The following is a 15,453-nucleotide window of genomic DNA, read 5'->3' on the forward strand; positions in this document are numbered from 1 at the left end:
GCAGGGGCAACAGTGCCCGAACGATCCGCCATCAGTGCGAACAGCCCTTCGGGCTCGCCGTTCTACCGCCGTATCTGGAGTTGCCGAAAATCGAGATCAATCTGTTCTGGCATGCCCGGTACGCCTTACCGAGTCAGGGCTCGCAATGCGGCCCGGCTGAGGCAACCGGGGCGTACGCAGTAACACACTGATTTCATCGCAGCTGACCGCGCTGCTGAACAAATGACCCTGAATTTCATCGCAGCCGTTTTCACGCAGGAAGGTTTGCTGCTCTTCGGTTTCGACACCTTCGGCAATGACCTTCAGGTTCAGTTTGTGCCCCAACGAAATCACTGCGGTGGCGATGGCTTTGTCGTTCTCGTTGTCGGGCAGATCGCGCACGAAAGACTGGTCGATCTTGAGTCTCGCGATCGGGAAGCTTTTCAATGCTGCGAGGCTGGAGTAGCCGGTGCCGAAGTCGTCGATCGAGAGACTGATCCCCATTGATTGCAGTTCTTTCATTTTGCTGATGGCTTGCTGAAGGTCTTGCATGATCAGACTTTCGGTCAGCTCCAGCTCAAGGTACTTCGGGTCCAGTCCGGTTTCTTGCAAGGCATGCCTCACCCGGTCGATCAGGTCCCTTTCGATGAACTGGCGCGCTGAAATATTCACCGACATGGTGATCGGCGGCCAGCCCGCATCCTGCCAGGCCTTGTTCTGTCTGCACGCGGCATGAATCACCCAGTCGCCGATGGGCACGATCAACCCAGTCTCTTCGGCCTGCGGAATGAATTTGATTGGAGACACCATGCCGAGCTCGGGGTGCTGCCAGCGGATCAGTGCCTCTACGCCGATAATCTGACCTGACTGCAAATCCACCTGTGGCTGGTACAGCAGCAGGAACTCGTCATGGTTGAGTGCGTTTCGAAGCCCGTCTTGCATGGCGAGCTTGCCCTGATCCTTGTTATTCATCTCGCTCGTATAGAACTGGTAACTGTTGCGACCCAGCTCCTTGGCCCGGTACATGGCGGCGTCCGCATTGCTGAGCAACGTTTCGGTATCGCTGCCGTCGGCAGGGTAAGTGGCCAACCCCATGCTGCAGGTGACGTGGAGTGTATGTCCGCTGAGCTGAATCGGTCGCAGGATGGCTTCCTGGATTTTGTGCAGGGCTGGAGTAACGCCGTCGAGATCTGAGGGCTGGTCGAACAGGATGATCACAAACTCGTCGCCACCCAGTCGTACGACGGTGTCGGTGCGGCGTACACATGCCAGCATGCGCTGAGCGACGGTTTTCAGCAGTTCGTCTCCAGCACTGTGCCCAAGGCTGTCATTCACCAGTTTGAATTTGTCCAGATCAAGAAACACCACCGTCACCAGCCGGCTGTAGCGCTGAGCATAAAGTATTGCCTGCTTGAGACGGTCTTCGAGCAGTGTGCGATTCGGCAGCCCGGTCAGTGCGTCATGGTCACCCATATAGCGAATGCGCTTTTCGGTCAGTTGGCGTTCTATCGCAATGCCAGCAAGAGGAGTCGCCATGTTGATCAGTCGCGTCTCGGTCGAGCTGGGGCTGCGTACGGTGCTGGAATACAAGGCAAACGTACCCAATACTTTTCGCTCATGGGACAGAATCGGCGTCGACCAGCAGGCGCGAAATCCATAGGGCGCAGCGACTGAACGGTACTCCTCCCACAGCGGATCCAGCTCGATATCGGTGACGATGACCGGTTCTCGTCGATACACCGCGGTGCCGCATGAACCGACGTTCGGACCGATCGCAATCCCGTCAATGAGCTGGTTATAGGCTTTCGGCAAACTGGGCGCAGCCCCGTGCAGCAGGTGTTTGCCCTCCTCATCCAGCACCAGGATGGACACCATCATCCCCTCCAGTTGGGACTCGACCAGATGAGCCAGGCTTTCGAGGACTTCGGCAAGCTCGGTGCTCCTGGCGATCAGCTCCAGGACATGACCTTGCCCGGCACGGATGACGGCCTCTTGCTCTAATCGGCTGTTTTGCACGGCGAGCCGCTCTGTGGCGATACTCAATTGGACCGTTCTTTTTTCCAGCTGAAGTCGGTCTTTGAGGAATTGATTCACCGCACGAGCCATGTTGCCGATTTCGTCCTTGCCATGCTCCGCCATCATCACATGCGTTTTGTCAGTGTGTTCCTGACGCAATTGCCGGCTTATTTCATTCAGGCGCACGAGCACATGACGGCCCATGAAGACCCGGGTCACAAACCAGGCGAACACCAGGCTGGCGCCCAACATGATCAGCACCCATTGCTGGCTACGATTTGAGGCCTCGACCAAGCGCTGCACGGCTTCGCGATAGTCTTCGGTGTAAGCACTGGATTGCGCACGAGCCACCGCGACCAGAACCCCGGCCTCATTCTTCAGTTCCTCATTGAAGCGCTGTATGACGTTGTACTGATTGATGAGCCTCAGGCGCAGGGAGAAGAGATCGGGCGTCTGCACATCAGCGTCGGGGAACTTGCCTGCGGTGCGTGACAGGCGCTCATATCGGATCCGCAGCCGTTGCACGGCATCACTGTCAACAGCCTGCGGCAGATCGAAAAGTAACACCGCCAGTTCCAGGCTGGCCCGGGTCTGGGTCGCGGTTAACCGGGCCGTGTGATCCTCCAGGGTTTGCTCGAAGGTGACCTCGGTTTGCAGCAGGCTTTCTCGCAGCTGCGCAACGATGTTGGCGGTATTGCGGAACAGCTGACTCGACTGATGCATGTCGAGTATCGCCACGCCACTGTTCGCGGCAGTCAGCTGCTGCACCAGTTGATCAAGGGCTTCAAGCTGTTGGACGGTCGCCGCATAGCTTGAATGCAGGGTGTCGGGCGAGCGAGTTGTCAGAAGCTGATCGGTCTGACGTTCGATCAGCAAGGTACGCTGCAGCATGTCTTGCCCATTTTGCATGCGAACCAGTCGTTCATCCGTCAGCTGGCGAGTGGCGCTGTTTGACGTGCGCAACGCGTAGACCGCAGTGGCACCACCCGCCAGGATCAGCAGTGCCAGCGTCAGAAACGCCAGTGTGAACTGTGCGCGTAGCGATTGCGGCAATAGTCGGCGTCCGAGCCGGGAAGTAACGTCCAATATCAGGGATTCCATTGGTGGCGATAGATGTCTCGATAGCCATTGTCAGGGTCGTACTGGAATTTCTTACCGCCGTCGAAGGCGATATTGTCGGCATTGACCAAGTGAATCGGCGCTACGAAGCCGCTCACCGGCTGACCTGCAAACAGCCGGTTCAATTCATCCATCACTTGCCAGCCATGCAGGTTAAGCGGCTCGGCCACGGTAACGGTCTGGTAGGTTTTTGCCTGTATACGCAAAAAAGCCGAAGCGCTGCCATCACCGGCAGACAACAGACTGATGCCGTCACTGGGTATTGCGGCGCTGGTCAATGAGGCAATCGAGTAGTCGAAATAGATATCGTTGATGGCCAGCGTGTGGGTCCAGCGCTTGCCATAGCGCTGAAGCAGCTCCTTGGTGATCGCCGGCATCTTCTCGCCACTTTCGGAGATCGCGACATCGCGCACTTCCAGCAACGTACAGTCCCGACAGGCCCGAATGACGTTTTCCATGGCCTTGGCTTTCGCCATGGCGATGCTGTACTTGGAGTCGGTCAGGATGACCACGCCGGCGCGGCCGTTTGACTGTGCCACTGCCGCCATGGCCGTGAGGCGAGCCACTTCGAGTGGATCGGTCGTGACGTTCATGGCCACCGGCGTGCCGTCAATCGGCCCGGGGCGTGCCCCGGCGTGCCAGCCAACCACCGGCACATCCCTGTTGGCGAAGAGGATCAGCGCCGCATTGTTCTCAAGGGCATCGGAGCCGCACAGAATGAGGCCGTCGGGTTTCGCTGCCAGGGCATCAGAAAAGGCCTTTGCGCGACCGGCCGATGATCCGGCGCCATCGAATATCTTCAGCGTCCAGCCCATCGCCTTGGCTGCCTCGCGAGCGCCCTGCGCGACACCGACAATTCCTCCGTTACGCAAATCTTCTGCGACAAGGGCGATGCTCTTGCCCCGCAGGGCTCGCGGGCCGGATTCAGGGCCGCTCCAGCGAACGGCTTCGAGGGTGGCCCTGGAAACGATTTCCTGCGCTTGAATCACCGTAACCGTGGCGTTTTCGACAGCGTATCCGGGCGTTGCCGTGAAAAGACAGAAAACCGTAATTGAAGCCATCCCGAGTAGCCAGGGCCTGAGTAACCAGGGCCTGATCAGACAGGTTCGATCACCGCATGTGATGCCGGGTCTGGAGCCGATGGCGCGATCATAGTCTGGCATGGTGTCCCTTTTTGCCAAGAGTGCAGCGTTCACTATCCGAAAGGATAGTCGGTTCTGCTGTCATCAGGTCTTTTGTGGGTAAAGTGCGCGAACTTTAGTCCTGTACATTCAGGAAATGGGACAGGGTTCATGGCACAAAACAAGGGACGAAGGTCAATTGCATCGTTGACTGATGGCGCTTCATTGCGCTTCGGCAAGGCGCTATCGCCCGAAGGCGACTGCTCAAGCGTTATTAAGCAGTCGCCGAACGTTCGAGAAAAACATCGCGGGGCATCAGCGTTACAGTGATGTAGTTGTCGATGCGGCTGTGGATCTGCAACGTCGCGCCGGAGACCCGCACAGGCCGATTGATCGTGCGGGCGCTACCTGTCTACCAGTTACAACGTGTACGAGAAACCCATTTGCACGGTTCTCGGCGCGCCCGGATAGGCGTAAACGTTGCCAAAGGCGCCTTCATCATAGTGACTGTCGAACACATTCTTCAGGTCAAGGTTAAGCCGCAGGTGCTCGTTGACTTTGTAAAAGCTGAGCAGGTCGAACACCTCGTAGCTATCCATGGAAAAGGCATTGGCCGCGGTCTGGCCGGCGCGCTCGTCGACATACTTGGCTCCCACCCCCAGGCCCAGTCCTTTGAGGCCACCGTCCTGAAACTCGTAGACGTTCAGCAGGCTGAAACTGTTGCGCGGAATGTTCACCAGGCGGGTGCCTGACTTCAGCACGTTGTCTTGGGTGACTTCGGCATCCACGTAGGCGTAGCCACCGATCATCCGCCACTCTGGCGTGAGGTTACCGGCCACATTCAGATCAAAGCCACGGCTACGAACTTCACCCGCCGCAACGCTGAAGGTCGAGTCCACCGGGTCTGTGGTCAGAACGTTGCGTTTTTCGATCTGATACACCGCGGCATCCACGCTTAACTGACGATCAAGGGCCTGCCACTTGACGCCCACCTCGTAGGATTTGCCTTCTTCAGGTTTGAAACCGCCGCCCGTTCGACTGGCACCGCTGTTGGGTTTGAAGGACCGCGCCGTGTCTGCATAGATCGCCACGGTCGGGGTCAAGTCGTAGATCAGCCCCAGGCGCGGAGTGACGGCGTTGTCACTGTTGGTCCAGCTCGGACCGTTGACGATGTAGTTGTCGTAATCCTGTTCGAAGCGTTCGAAACGCACACCAGCCAAAGCTTTCAAACCCTCGGCCAGGGTCACCTGGTCTTGCACGAAGGCGGCATAGGTCTTGAGGTTTTCCTGATCATGGGTGGTGGTGCGAGTCAGTGCCGGGCGCGGCTGGCCGTAGACCGGATTGAAAATGTCGATGGGGTAAGCACCCACCGCCCCACTGGAGCGACGGATAATCGACTTGTAATCGTAATCCTCATACTCGATGCCCGTGAGCAACGTGTGGTCGAAGCCGCCGGTGGAAAAATGCCCGGTCAGATTCAACTGCACATCAAGGTCACGCCACTCCAGCTTGCGATAGTTGAAGTTGCGCCCCAGCGTTCGGCCGTCGGCAGCGACACCGTTGGCTTCGATGGCATTGCCTTGCAGACTGCCGTCGAGATATTGCGTGCCGCCGCCCAGGGTCCAGTTGTCGTTCAGGAAATGCTCGAAACGCAGTTGCGCCATGTTGTTGTCGTTGTGCAGTTTGCCGACATCCTTCTCACCGAAAAAAGTATCCCGCGACGCGACACCGATCTGATTGCGATAGCGGGTCACACCCCGATCGAGCGGCGCGTTGTTGCGCATGAAATCGCCTTCGAAGGTGATACGGGTGGTGTCGTTGACCTGCCAACCGAGGACCGGCGCCACACCGTAACGCTCGTTTTCGACGTGATCACGGAAAGTGTCACCACCCTCGCCTATCACGTTGAGACGATAGGCCAGTCGCCCTTCATCATCCAGCGGTCCTGAGGCATCCAGCGTTCCGCGACGCATGCCCTGATCGTTGAGTTGACTGCCCAGGGTCACAGTGGGCTCGGCCAGGGGTTGTTTGGACACCACGTTGAAGGTGCCGCCCGGGTCGCCACGGCCATAGAGCGTGGTGGCTGGCCCGCGCAGGACCTCCAGGCGCTCGATGGTATTGGCATCGGGCATGTTCGGATAACCGCGGTTGATCGGAAAACCGTTGCGGTAGAACTCACCGGTGGTAAAGCCACGCACGGTGAAAGTGGTCAGGCCCTGGCCGCCGAAATTGTTCGCACGGCCCACGCCTCCGGCGTAATCGAGAGCGTCTTGCAGGCGGGTCGCGCCGAGGTCTTCCACGACATCCCGGGTGACCACGCTGATCGATTGTGGGGTTTCATGAATCGGAGTGTCCGTGCGCGTCGCACTGGCCGAACGGGTCGCCCGATACCCCTGGACCGGGCCTTGGGCCGGCTCTTCGAATGTGCCGTTAATGTCGATCGCTTGTAACTCTATTGACGCAGGATCAGTCGGTGCCTGGTCAGCCCAGGTGGTCTGGGAAATGGCTTGGATCACACACAGAGAAACGAGAGTTCGACGCATCGACATACAACCTTGAGAAGATGCCGGGCACTTCAGGAGCTCGGCGAGAATTGACAACGAATAATATCAATTCCCATTATCAGTCGATACTTTTTTATCTCGCCAAAGTAGTGCAAAAGTTGCGAAATCAACTCGTATGATCAACGTGGCCAGGCAATAGCCTCATAAAGCCTCTCATCGTATAGGCTTTGAAAGACCGCAAAATCCTGAGTAATGAGCTCAAAAGTCCATCGCGATGTAGCTTTATATCCTGACACTGGCAAAAGTTGATTCGTTGCGAGCTTGGCCGAGCGCCGACGACGGGTCGGACAACGGTGACAGCCCCAGCGCTTGTGGCAGCGGTATCATCGCCACTTGTTGCGTGGTGTTGGAACCCACGCGCTCGTCGCGTGGTGGAATGCCGTAGTACTCGCGGTAGCACTTGGAGAAGTGCGGTGTGGACACGAAGCCACACACCGACGCCACTTCGATGATCGACATGGGTGTTTGCTTGAGCAGTTGTCGGGCGCGAATCAGGCGCAGTTTCAAGTAATAGCGGGACGGTGAGCAGTGCAGGTATTTCTGAAACAACCGCTCCAGCTGACGCCGCGACACGGAGACAAAAACTGCCAGTTCGTCGAGGTCGATCGGTTCTTCAAGGTTGGCGTCCATCAGCGCCACGATTTCCTGCAACTTCGGCTGGTTGGTACCAAGCATGTGCTTGAGCGGAACACGCTGGTGATCCTGCTCATTACGGATGCGTTCGTAGACAAACATTTCCGAGATCGCCGCCGACAGTTCACGGCCGTGATCGCGGCTGATCAAGTGCAGCATCATGTCCAGCGGCGCGGTGCCACCGGAGCTGGTGAAACGGTTTCGATCCAGGGTGAACAGTCGCGTACTTATAACCACTCGCGGGAAGGCTTCCTGCATGGACGCCAGAAACTCCCAGTGAACACTGCAATCGTAACCATCCAGCAGACCAGCGCACGCCAAGGCCCAGCTGCCGGTGCATACCGCGCCCAGGCGCTTGGACTGACGCGCCTGACTCTGTAGCCACGATACATGCGCGCGGGTTACGGAGCGTTGAATACCGACACCGCCGCAGACAAAGATGGTGTCCATGGCAGGCGCGTTCTGCATCGAGGTGTCAGGGGTGATCTGCAAGCCGTCGCTGGCCAGGACTTTGCTTCCGTCGGCAGTGAGGGTCGTCCAGCGATACAGCTCACGACCGGACAATTGGTTAGCCATGCGCAGAGGTTCCACCGCGGAAGCCAGAGAGATCAGTGTGAAATTGTCCAATAGCAAAAAGCCGATGGATTGAGGCGCACGGTTCTGGGGCTTCGTCCCGGAGTTGAATGTCGTCATCGCAGTAACTCCTCACACCAAGCAGGTATTGGCCTCAGGCACAGGCTCTTTTTATTGCCCGTCCAAATACGCCGGGCTATTTATAATTTTAGTGCAAAAATCACGCCGCAGTTGAATAGACTTCCAGTCAATTCAAAAAACGACATGACGATGCTTCTATCTGGAGGGTCGCAAGAACGAAGGTCAAAAGCGAACGGGTCGATCTGGTAAGCCTGCTTATAATCTGCGAGCAATTTGGTAGCAGTTATGGGGAGGATGCCTGGAAACGACAACTTGCTTGTTACCGACAGGCATAGGTCTTTTTTTTTTGAATAACGTAACGCCACTCACAACTAAACTTCATAACAACGAAAAACCGGGAAACAGAGAGGCTTCCGGGTTTTATCGCTGATCGTTTGGAGTGATGAATTGATCACCCGGATTATTCAGGATTTCAAAATTTTGATACTGGCGAATGTTGACTCATCACGTGCCTGATCCAGCAAACTCATCGGCCTTGCCAAGGGCAACGCCTGTGCAATCGGTCTTGCTGTCACTTGCGGTTGCGTTAGCGTTTGCGCCGCCCAGCGCTCGTCGCTGGGTGGGATGCCGAAATACTCGCGATAGCACTTTGAGAAATGGGGGGTGGACACAAAGCCACACACCACCGACAACTCTACAATCGAAATCGGCGTTTGCTTGAGCAACTGACGTGCGCGGATCAGACGCAGCTTGAGGTAGTAGCGCGATGGTGAGGAATGCAGGTATTTCTGGAATAACCGCTCCAGTTGTCGACGGGACAAACCAACATAATTCGCCAGCTCGTCGAGGTCGATCGGCTCTTCAAGATTGGCCTCCATCAACGCGACGATATCCTGCAACTTCGGTTGGTTGGTACCGAGCATGTGCTTGAGGGGCACTCGTTGATGATCCTGCTCGTTGCGGATTCGCTCGTAGACGAACATGTCGGAGATGGCCGCTGACAGTTCATGACCATGATCGCGACTGATTAGGTGCAGCATCATGTCCATTGGCGCGGTTCCACCCGAGCTGGTGAAGCGGTCTCGGTCAAGGGTGAATAAACTGGAGCTGAGGTTCACTCGCGGAAAAGCTTCCTGCATGGCTGCCAGAAATTCCCAGTGCACGCTGCAATCGAAGCCATCGAGCAAGCCTGCCTGAGCCAAGGCCCAACTACCTGTGCACACGCCCCCTATCCGCTTCGCGCGCCGTGCCTGGGCTCGCAACCAGGTAATGTGCTCACGGGTCACCGCGCTTTGAATGCCAATGCCACCGCAGACGATCACGGTATCAAGTATCGGTGCGTTATTGATCGACGAATCCGGAGTGATCGGCATGCCATCGCTTGCCCACACCCGCTCACCCTCCAAGCTGAAGGTGTGCCAACGGTACAGCTCTTGACCGGTCAGTTGATTGGCCATTCGCAGTGGCTCTATGGCAGACGCCAAAGAGATCAGAGTGAATTGATCCAGCAGCAAAAAACCAATGGTTTGAGGAGGAACGGCCTTGGAGGTGTCGTATGCCATCGAAGTTTTTTCTCGCAGTGAGCGGTAATGGCCCGTGGCGCTGGCGGCGTTAACCGCCCCGCCACTGCTGGCGCACTGAAAAGATCGCAAGCAGGTTTACGCTGATATGGCTGCTATGCACTTTCCGCCGACACCGCACTCTGCGGCTGCCCATGCTGACGCGCGGTCACAAGGCCGATAAAGGAAATCACCAACGCCAGGCCGATGGTCGAAGAAACCTCCATACGGTGCTCGGGCGTCACCATCATCACCGCCAACGCTGCGCAGATGAAGGCGATGACCAACCAGGTGAGCCAGGGGAACAACCACATCTTAAAGCTCAGCTCGACGTTCTGCCGACGCAGAATCTTGCGCATGCGCAGTTGCGACACTGCGATAACCAGGTACACCAGCAAGGCAATGGCGCCGGAGCTGGCGAGCAGAAACTGGAACAGTCCGGCGGGCATGAAGTAGCTGAACAAGGTCACACCGGCACCCAGTACGGTGCTGGCGATCACCGCAGCCCTCGGCACGCCCGCCGACGACGTCACCTTCAGCGGCTTCGGTGCATCACCGCGCTTGCCCAGCGAAAACAACATGCGCGAGGCAATATAGATCGACGAGTTCATGCAGCTGGCCACGGCAATCAACACCACCACATCTACCATGAGCTTGGCGTGGGGAATGTTCATCAGTTCCAGCGCTCGCTGGTAAGAACCCACCGACGCCAGCAACGGATCATTCCAGGGCACCACGGAAATGACCACGAAAATGGACAGCAAGTAGAACACCCCGATGCGCCAGATCACCGAGCGTGTGGCTTTGGCAATGTTCTGCGCAGGGTTGCTGGATTCGGCCGCAGCGATGGTCACCGCTTCCGTACCGATGAAGCTGAACATGATGGTGATGAATGCCCCTACAACCGCTGACAAGCCGTTGGGCGCAAAACCGCCATGTTCCTCCATGAGTCGACTCAATCCGCTGGCTTCGCGCTCTGGAATCCACCCCATCAACACCGCAAAACCCAGGCCGATGAATCCAATGATCGCCACGACTTTGGCCAGCGCAAACCAGAATTCGAACTCACCGTATTTGGACACACTGAACAGGTTGGTCACAACCAACAGAATGATCGACAGCAAGGCAAACAACCAGGTATCGATCTGCGGGAACCATTGATTCAATACATGCCCGGCCGCGAGCGCCTCGATGGGTATCACCAACACCCAGAACCACCAATACAGCCAGCCGATGGTAAAGCCTGCCCAACGCCCGATTGCCTGGTCGGCGTAGGTAGAGAAAGATCCGGTGTCCGGGTTGGCAACAGCCATTTCACCCAGCATGCGCATGACCAGAACGACCAACAGGCCGGAAAACAGATAAGCCAGTAATACCGCCGGACCCGCCGCTGCGATGGCATGTCCCGAGCCGACAAACAAACCTGCGCCGATAATCCCCGCGATAGAAAGCATTGTGACGTGACGCGGCTTGAAACCCTGCGCCAACTGACCGTTCGAATCTTTGGAATTCAGGCTATTCATTGTTTTTTTTGTTCTCTGGTGATCGACGTTAGGGCGTACTGACTGAGGGTCAGGCGATCATCATTTCTCCCTGTTGCCGCGTCGAACGCGGCACACCTCAAACGCTCCTGGGTTTCTAAATCAGGCATCACAGCTGCACACGGCCATGAAGTGACGCGTCACCTTACGCGTCTTGTCTTGAAAGCCAGTAGCCCGAATGCGCCACTGACGAGTCTGATTTCGACACGCATTGCGCGTATCGCGTGTGGTGCATTAACCGAAAAAAAAGAGACCGAAGTCTCTTTTCTTGTTTTTAGCTGACCATTACCACCCACTGCCAGCCGCGCAGAAGCCCAGGATCAGGATCAGGACGATTTTTGTCCTACCTAACTTTGTTACCTGGGCAGAGCGAGCGTTATGCCAGCGTATATCTCAAGCCTGAGCAAAGAATCCGGTATTCTCAGCGATCAAAGCGGCTGGCTTCACCTTTCGCGGGCCACTCACTATCAGTATCTTGTTCGATATCTTCAGGTGCAGATGCTTGATCCAAGCTGGTTTCCCATTCGGTAGGGACCGGCTCGGGGGAGGCTTCTGGCAACCGCGGCTGGAGAATCGCGATGCGGCTTCAATCGCTTTCACGGTGGGTTATGAAAGCGCATCGCAATTCAGCCGTGAATATGCATGCCTGTTCGGGATGCTTCCGGCGCGCGATGCTGCCCGGTTCAGAACGCCCATTGTTTCTGGAGCGGCGTCGCCTTGAACGCAACGGCATTCCATGAGCGCGAAACCGATCATTGTCGCGCCCTAATCATCTGTGATTGTCGTCCCTGCAATCGTTCGCGCGAATCCGACGCCAAACACCCGCGCAGGCGTTTCAAAGCCTGGTTGCCGATCACCGTTCAGCACCCGGCGCGCAGCCTCCACTGCCGCCAACGGTGTGTAGGTGTAGCCGTTGACGGTCTCGATCACTGAACGCGCACGTGTGCCATCAGCGCCAATGACCTCAGCCACAGCACGGGCGCTATGAGCCTCTCGCTGTTCAGCACTTGGGCCGTCGGAAAGTTGTAACAGGCCGCCTTCAGGAAAGGCGTCGCCGGTGATGTTCACGAACATGGCGATATTGGGAATGCCGGTGGAGTGCCAGCCAGTGACCAGGTCACCGAAGGACAGCGGCGCGCACAGTGCCGGGCCGTCGCCAAAATCGAAGTGCCGGGGCTGCGCATCAGGTGTTGCAACCAGTTGCCCATCAACCCGCGCCAAGAGGCCCGCGCCAATGATCTCGCTGACACTTAAGGCCGATCCCCGCGACATGGCGCCAGCGACTTGTAGCGCAACGCTCAGCGACTTCGGCTCGCGCACACGGCGAGCAACATGCATCGCCAGGCAGTCTGTCGGCACCACGTCCCAGCCGACCCCAGGTAGCAACATGACACCTGCCTCGGCCGCCTGAGCGCCAAGCCGCTCCGCCAGCCGATAGACATTGATCTCGGCCGTGATGTCCAGATAGTCGACCTCGGCCTTGATACAGGCCTGCATCAAGGCGTCCGCCGTTTGAGCAAAAGGTCCTGCGAAATTCAGCAATACGCCGATGCCGTCCAGGGATTCGGCGGCTTGGGCATCAGGGGTGAACACTCGATAAGGCACACCCAGTTGCGCAGCGAGAGACGCCAGCCTTGCGCCATTGCGGCCAGCGATCACAACGTCCAGCCCCTGCGCTTTGGCATGCTCGGCAGCCATGCGGCCGGTATAGCCCGTCGCCCCATAGATCATTAATTTTTTCATTGGGCGTGCTGCCAGTTTTTGTAGACGAATTCGAGGCTGTAACCGTCCGGGTCAAGGACATTGGCGGCGTAGTAATGGGGGTCGTAATGCAGGCGTGCGCCAGGCGCACCGTTGTCGATAGCGCCATTGTCCATTGCTGCCGCGTAAGCTGCGTCGACCTCGGCCTTGCTGTTCGCCACGAAGCCAACGTGAACCGCCCGTCCCTCCACAACACCCTCGCGCAACCAGAAAAACACCCGGCCATTGGCACCGAAGCCCTTGAGATCCGGGTGGCCTGGCGGACCGTCCTTGCCGTCGTAATCAAGCCTGCCGGTAATGCCAAGCGGGGTCAGTGTCGCGGTGTAGAAACGGATGGAACGATCAACGTCGCTTACCGAGATAAAAATATGATCAAGCATTGCGGTTGCCTCACTATTCAGGTGCCGATTTAGATGGAGTACCCGCCCGCGACTTCGATCGTCTGAGCATTGATCCAGCGTCCTTCTTCGGACAGCAGCAGGGTGATAACGCGAGCGACATCCTCCGGCTCGCCCACCCGACCAAGGGCGGTTCGCGACACGAGTAGAGCCTCGAATTCGTCATTCAAACCGCCACCCAGTTCGGTGCGAATCGCCCCCGGTGAGACGGCATTGACCCGGATACGCCGAGGGCCGAACTCCTTGGCCATGTAACGGGTCAGCACGTCGAGTCCGCCCTTGAAAGCCGCATAAGGCGCAACACCCGCAGTGGCCACGCGGGTCGTGGCGCTGGTCAGGTTGACGATGCTGGCGCCCTCTCCCATCAGTGGCAGCAACGCTTGAGTCAGGAAAAACGGCCCTTTGAGGTGTACGTTCAGCAAGTCGTCAAACTGCGCCTCGGTGACCAATTCCAGGGGATTGAACAAACCATGGCCCGCGTTGTTCACCAGCCCGCCGAGGGTTGCCACACCCCAGGTTTCCTGCAACGTCAGTTGCACCGCTTCTCGGAAGCTGTCGAACCGCTTCACATCAGCGACATCCAGCTCAAGCGCCACTGCCTTGCCGCCCGATGCCTGGATACGCTGGACGACAGCGTTTGCTGAATCAATATTGCTCTTGTAGGTCAGGATGACCCCCATACCGCGCCGAGCGCAGTGTTCGGCGGTACTGGCGCCGATGCCTCGGCTGCCTCCGGTAATGACGATAACGCTCATTCGCTGCTCCAGGATCACTGAGATGAGTCACCACAGTAACCATCGCCGTTGCCACGAGCGCAGCCGTTCCTACTTCAATCCTGCCTGTTTCTGCTTTTTGCTTGCCTGGGCGTATCAGCCTGAGTTCAGATGTTCCCCATGACAAACCAACTGAATGAACTTCGCGCGCTGGCTGCCCGGGCCGAAAACCGCCGCACGGAGACGGGCATCCCCCGCGTCGCCATGGTCCAGGGCGAAATCCCTGAGCACCTGCTGGCCGCGGTTTACGAGCCGATGATCAACCTGATCCTGCAAGGCAGTAAATCAATGACCATCGGAGACCGTACGCTTCGCTATGACCTGGCGACCTATTTCGTCATGTCCATCGAGTTGCCTGCGGTCGGTCAAGTACACCCTGCTGCTTCCGGTGAGCCTTATCTGGCAGTCAGCCTGACACTCGAGCCGACGATCCTGGCGACTCTGCTGGCCGACCTGCCAAAGCCCACCGGGCATTACGACAAGGAAGCAGGCTTTTCGGTAGCCGCTGTCACGCCCGACCTGATGGACGCTTGGGTGCGGTTGCTGCGTTTGATGGGCCGACCGGAGGAAATTGCGGCCCTGGCACCTGTCTACGAACGGGAGATTCTGTACCGTGTTTTGCAAGGGCCTCACGGCTGGATGCTGCGTGATATTGCGGCACCCGATAGCGCCATGGCTCGGGTCAGCCTGGCTATCCAGTACATTCGTCGAGACTTCGCCAAGCCCATCCGTGTGGAGACACTGGCGCAACAAGCGGCGATGAGCGTATCGGCCTTTCACCGGCACTTCAAAGCCGTCACGGCGCTGAGCCCGTTGCAGTATCAAAAAAGGGTTCGCTTGCTTCAGGCGCGGACGCTGCTGGTGGCCAACGCCAAAAGTGTCACGAGTGCAGCGTTCGAGGTCGGCTATGAAAGCGCTACGCAATTTAGCCGCGATTACGCACGGATCTTTGGCTTATCACCAGCACGAGATGCAGCAAGGATTCTTGGGGAAACCCGAGGCGTGACAAGACAGGAAAAAATGGCTTTTAACCGGGAATGAGTTGTCCCTTGATGAGAGACAGCAATCAGCCAGCAGCTGTCAGTCGACTGTCTTGATTGAGGTGGTTAAGCAGGCGTGTTTTCAGGTGCAGGGCTTGGCGCACGACAGAATTATCCCCATGGAGCTGGTCATATCGGGCAAGGTGTTGTAACGCGAGACCTTACCCGCATCACCCGTCGCCTCCAGTGATTTGTTCAGTTGGTCCTTCGCTTTGCCCAACTCATCCAGCATTTCCGGAAGCGTTTGCGTCGTTTCACTTGCTGCCTGCTGTGCACCTTGTGCCACTTCAAACTC

The 15,453-nt window shown here is 57.5% G+C and carries 11 protein-coding genes and 2 pseudogenes; 3 read left to right on the top strand and 10 right to left on the bottom strand.

What is annotated here, in order from left to right; all coding sequences use genetic code 11:
* Positions 1–6: 6 nt before the first annotated feature.
* Positions 7–122 (top strand): annotated as a pseudogene (locus tag KVG95_RS30355) (LysR family transcriptional regulator); the annotation flags it as partial.
* Here KVG95_RS30355 and KVG95_RS10330 read toward each other — a convergent pair.
* The 6 genes from KVG95_RS10330 to gabP form a co-directional block, all read right to left on the bottom strand.
* Positions 97–3,096: an EAL domain-containing protein gene (locus tag KVG95_RS10330; protein ID WP_217856187.1), complete on the bottom strand. Its 3,000-nt coding sequence runs from the start codon at positions 3,094–3,096 to the stop codon at positions 97–99. The pseudogene KVG95_RS30355 and the gene KVG95_RS10330 sit on opposite strands and share 26 nt — an antisense overlap.
* Positions 3,084–4,103: a substrate-binding domain-containing protein gene (locus tag KVG95_RS10335; RefSeq protein WP_217856507.1), complete on the bottom strand. Its 1,020-nt coding sequence runs from the start codon at positions 4,101–4,103 to the stop codon at positions 3,084–3,086. The genes KVG95_RS10330 and KVG95_RS10335 overlap by 13 nt, the downstream gene beginning before the upstream one ends.
* Positions 4,104–4,654: 551 nt before the next feature.
* Entirely contained in the window at positions 4,655–6,778 is a 2,124-nt protein-coding gene (locus tag KVG95_RS10340; RefSeq protein ID WP_217856190.1) for a TonB-dependent siderophore receptor, read from the bottom strand.
* 243 nt (positions 6,779–7,021) lie between these two features.
* The gene (gene gbdR, locus KVG95_RS10345; protein ID WP_217856192.1) at positions 7,022–8,125 is read right to left on the bottom strand and encodes a choline metabolism transcriptional regulator GbdR; all 1,104 of its coding nucleotides are present in this window, start codon (positions 8,123–8,125) and stop codon (positions 7,022–7,024) included.
* Between the two features lie 425 nt (positions 8,126–8,550).
* Entirely contained in the window at positions 8,551–9,648 is a 1,098-nt protein-coding gene (gbdR, locus tag KVG95_RS10350; protein WP_217856194.1) for a choline metabolism transcriptional regulator GbdR, read from the bottom strand.
* 113 nt (positions 9,649–9,761) lie between these two features.
* Entirely contained in the window at positions 9,762–11,168 is a 1,407-nt protein-coding gene (gene gabP / locus KVG95_RS10355; protein WP_217856198.1) for a GABA permease, read from the bottom strand.
* 595 nt (positions 11,169–11,763) lie between these two features.
* Here gabP and KVG95_RS29750 point away from each other — a divergent pair.
* Positions 11,764–11,907, top strand: a pseudogene (locus KVG95_RS29750) (AraC family transcriptional regulator); the annotation flags it as partial.
* 44 nt (positions 11,908–11,951) lie between these two features.
* On the opposite strand, the gene KVG95_RS10360 reads toward KVG95_RS29750, so the two are convergent.
* From KVG95_RS10360 to KVG95_RS10370, 3 genes are read right to left on the bottom strand one after another with little or no spacing between them, the layout of a single operon-like run.
* Positions 11,952–12,929 (bottom strand): saccharopine dehydrogenase family protein, encoded by a 978-nt coding sequence (locus tag KVG95_RS10360; protein WP_217856200.1) that lies wholly within the window; start codon positions 12,927–12,929, stop codon positions 11,952–11,954.
* A complete protein-coding gene (locus KVG95_RS10365) occupies positions 12,926–13,327 on the bottom strand; it encodes a VOC family protein (protein ID WP_217856202.1) in 402 nt (133 codons plus the stop codon). The genes KVG95_RS10360 and KVG95_RS10365 overlap by 4 nt, the downstream gene beginning before the upstream one ends.
* 29 nt (positions 13,328–13,356) lie before the next feature.
* Complete coding sequence (locus KVG95_RS10370) at positions 13,357–14,100, bottom strand: SDR family NAD(P)-dependent oxidoreductase (RefSeq protein ID WP_217856204.1); 744 nt, start codon at positions 14,098–14,100, stop codon at positions 13,357–13,359.
* Between the two features lie 138 nt (positions 14,101–14,238).
* Between KVG95_RS10370 and KVG95_RS10375 the strand changes: the two genes are divergently transcribed.
* A complete protein-coding gene (locus tag KVG95_RS10375) occupies positions 14,239–15,159 on the top strand; it encodes an AraC family transcriptional regulator (protein ID WP_217856206.1) in 921 nt (306 codons plus the stop codon).
* A gap of 81 nt (positions 15,160–15,240) precedes the next feature.
* Here KVG95_RS10375 and KVG95_RS10380 read toward each other — a convergent pair whose 3' ends face one another.
* Positions 15,241–15,444 carry a hypothetical protein gene (locus KVG95_RS10380; protein ID WP_217856208.1) on the bottom strand — a complete coding sequence of 68 codons (204 nt, stop codon included), beginning with the start codon at positions 15,442–15,444 and terminating at the stop codon, positions 15,241–15,243.
* Positions 15,445–15,453: the final 9 nt, after the last annotated feature.

It is taken from the genome of Pseudomonas farris (assembly GCF_019145235.1).
GTDB lineage: Bacteria > Pseudomonadota > Gammaproteobacteria > Pseudomonadales > Pseudomonadaceae > Aquipseudomonas > Aquipseudomonas farris.

What these genes read in the sequence shown, in the direction of transcription:
- KVG95_RS10330 (WP_217856187.1), bottom strand. Translation starts at nt 3,096, where the DNA reads ATGGAATCCCTGATATTGGACGTTACTTCCCGGCTCGGACGCCGACTA.
- KVG95_RS10340 (WP_217856190.1), bottom strand. Translation starts at nt 6,778, where the DNA reads ATGCGTCGAACTCTCGTTTCTCTGTGTGTGATCCAAGCCATTTCCCAG.
- gbdR (WP_217856192.1), bottom strand. Translation starts at nt 8,125, where the DNA reads ATGACGACATTCAACTCCGGGACGAAGCCCCAGAACCGTGCGCCTCAA.
- gbdR (WP_217856194.1), bottom strand. Translation starts at nt 9,648, where the DNA reads ATGGCATACGACACCTCCAAGGCCGTTCCTCCTCAAACCATTGGTTTT.
- gabP (WP_217856198.1), bottom strand. Translation starts at nt 11,168, where the DNA reads ATGAATAGCCTGAATTCCAAAGATTCGAACGGTCAGTTGGCGCAGGGT.
- KVG95_RS10360 (WP_217856200.1), bottom strand. Translation starts at nt 12,929, where the DNA reads ATGAAAAAATTAATGATCTATGGGGCGACGGGCTATACCGGCCGCATG.
- KVG95_RS10365 (WP_217856202.1), bottom strand. Translation starts at nt 13,327, where the DNA reads ATGCTTGATCATATTTTTATCTCGGTAAGCGACGTTGATCGTTCCATC.
- KVG95_RS10370 (WP_217856204.1), bottom strand. Translation starts at nt 14,100, where the DNA reads ATGAGCGTTATCGTCATTACCGGAGGCAGCCGAGGCATCGGCGCCAGT.
- KVG95_RS10375 (WP_217856206.1), top strand. Translation starts at nt 14,239, where the DNA reads ATGACAAACCAACTGAATGAACTTCGCGCGCTGGCTGCCCGGGCCGAA.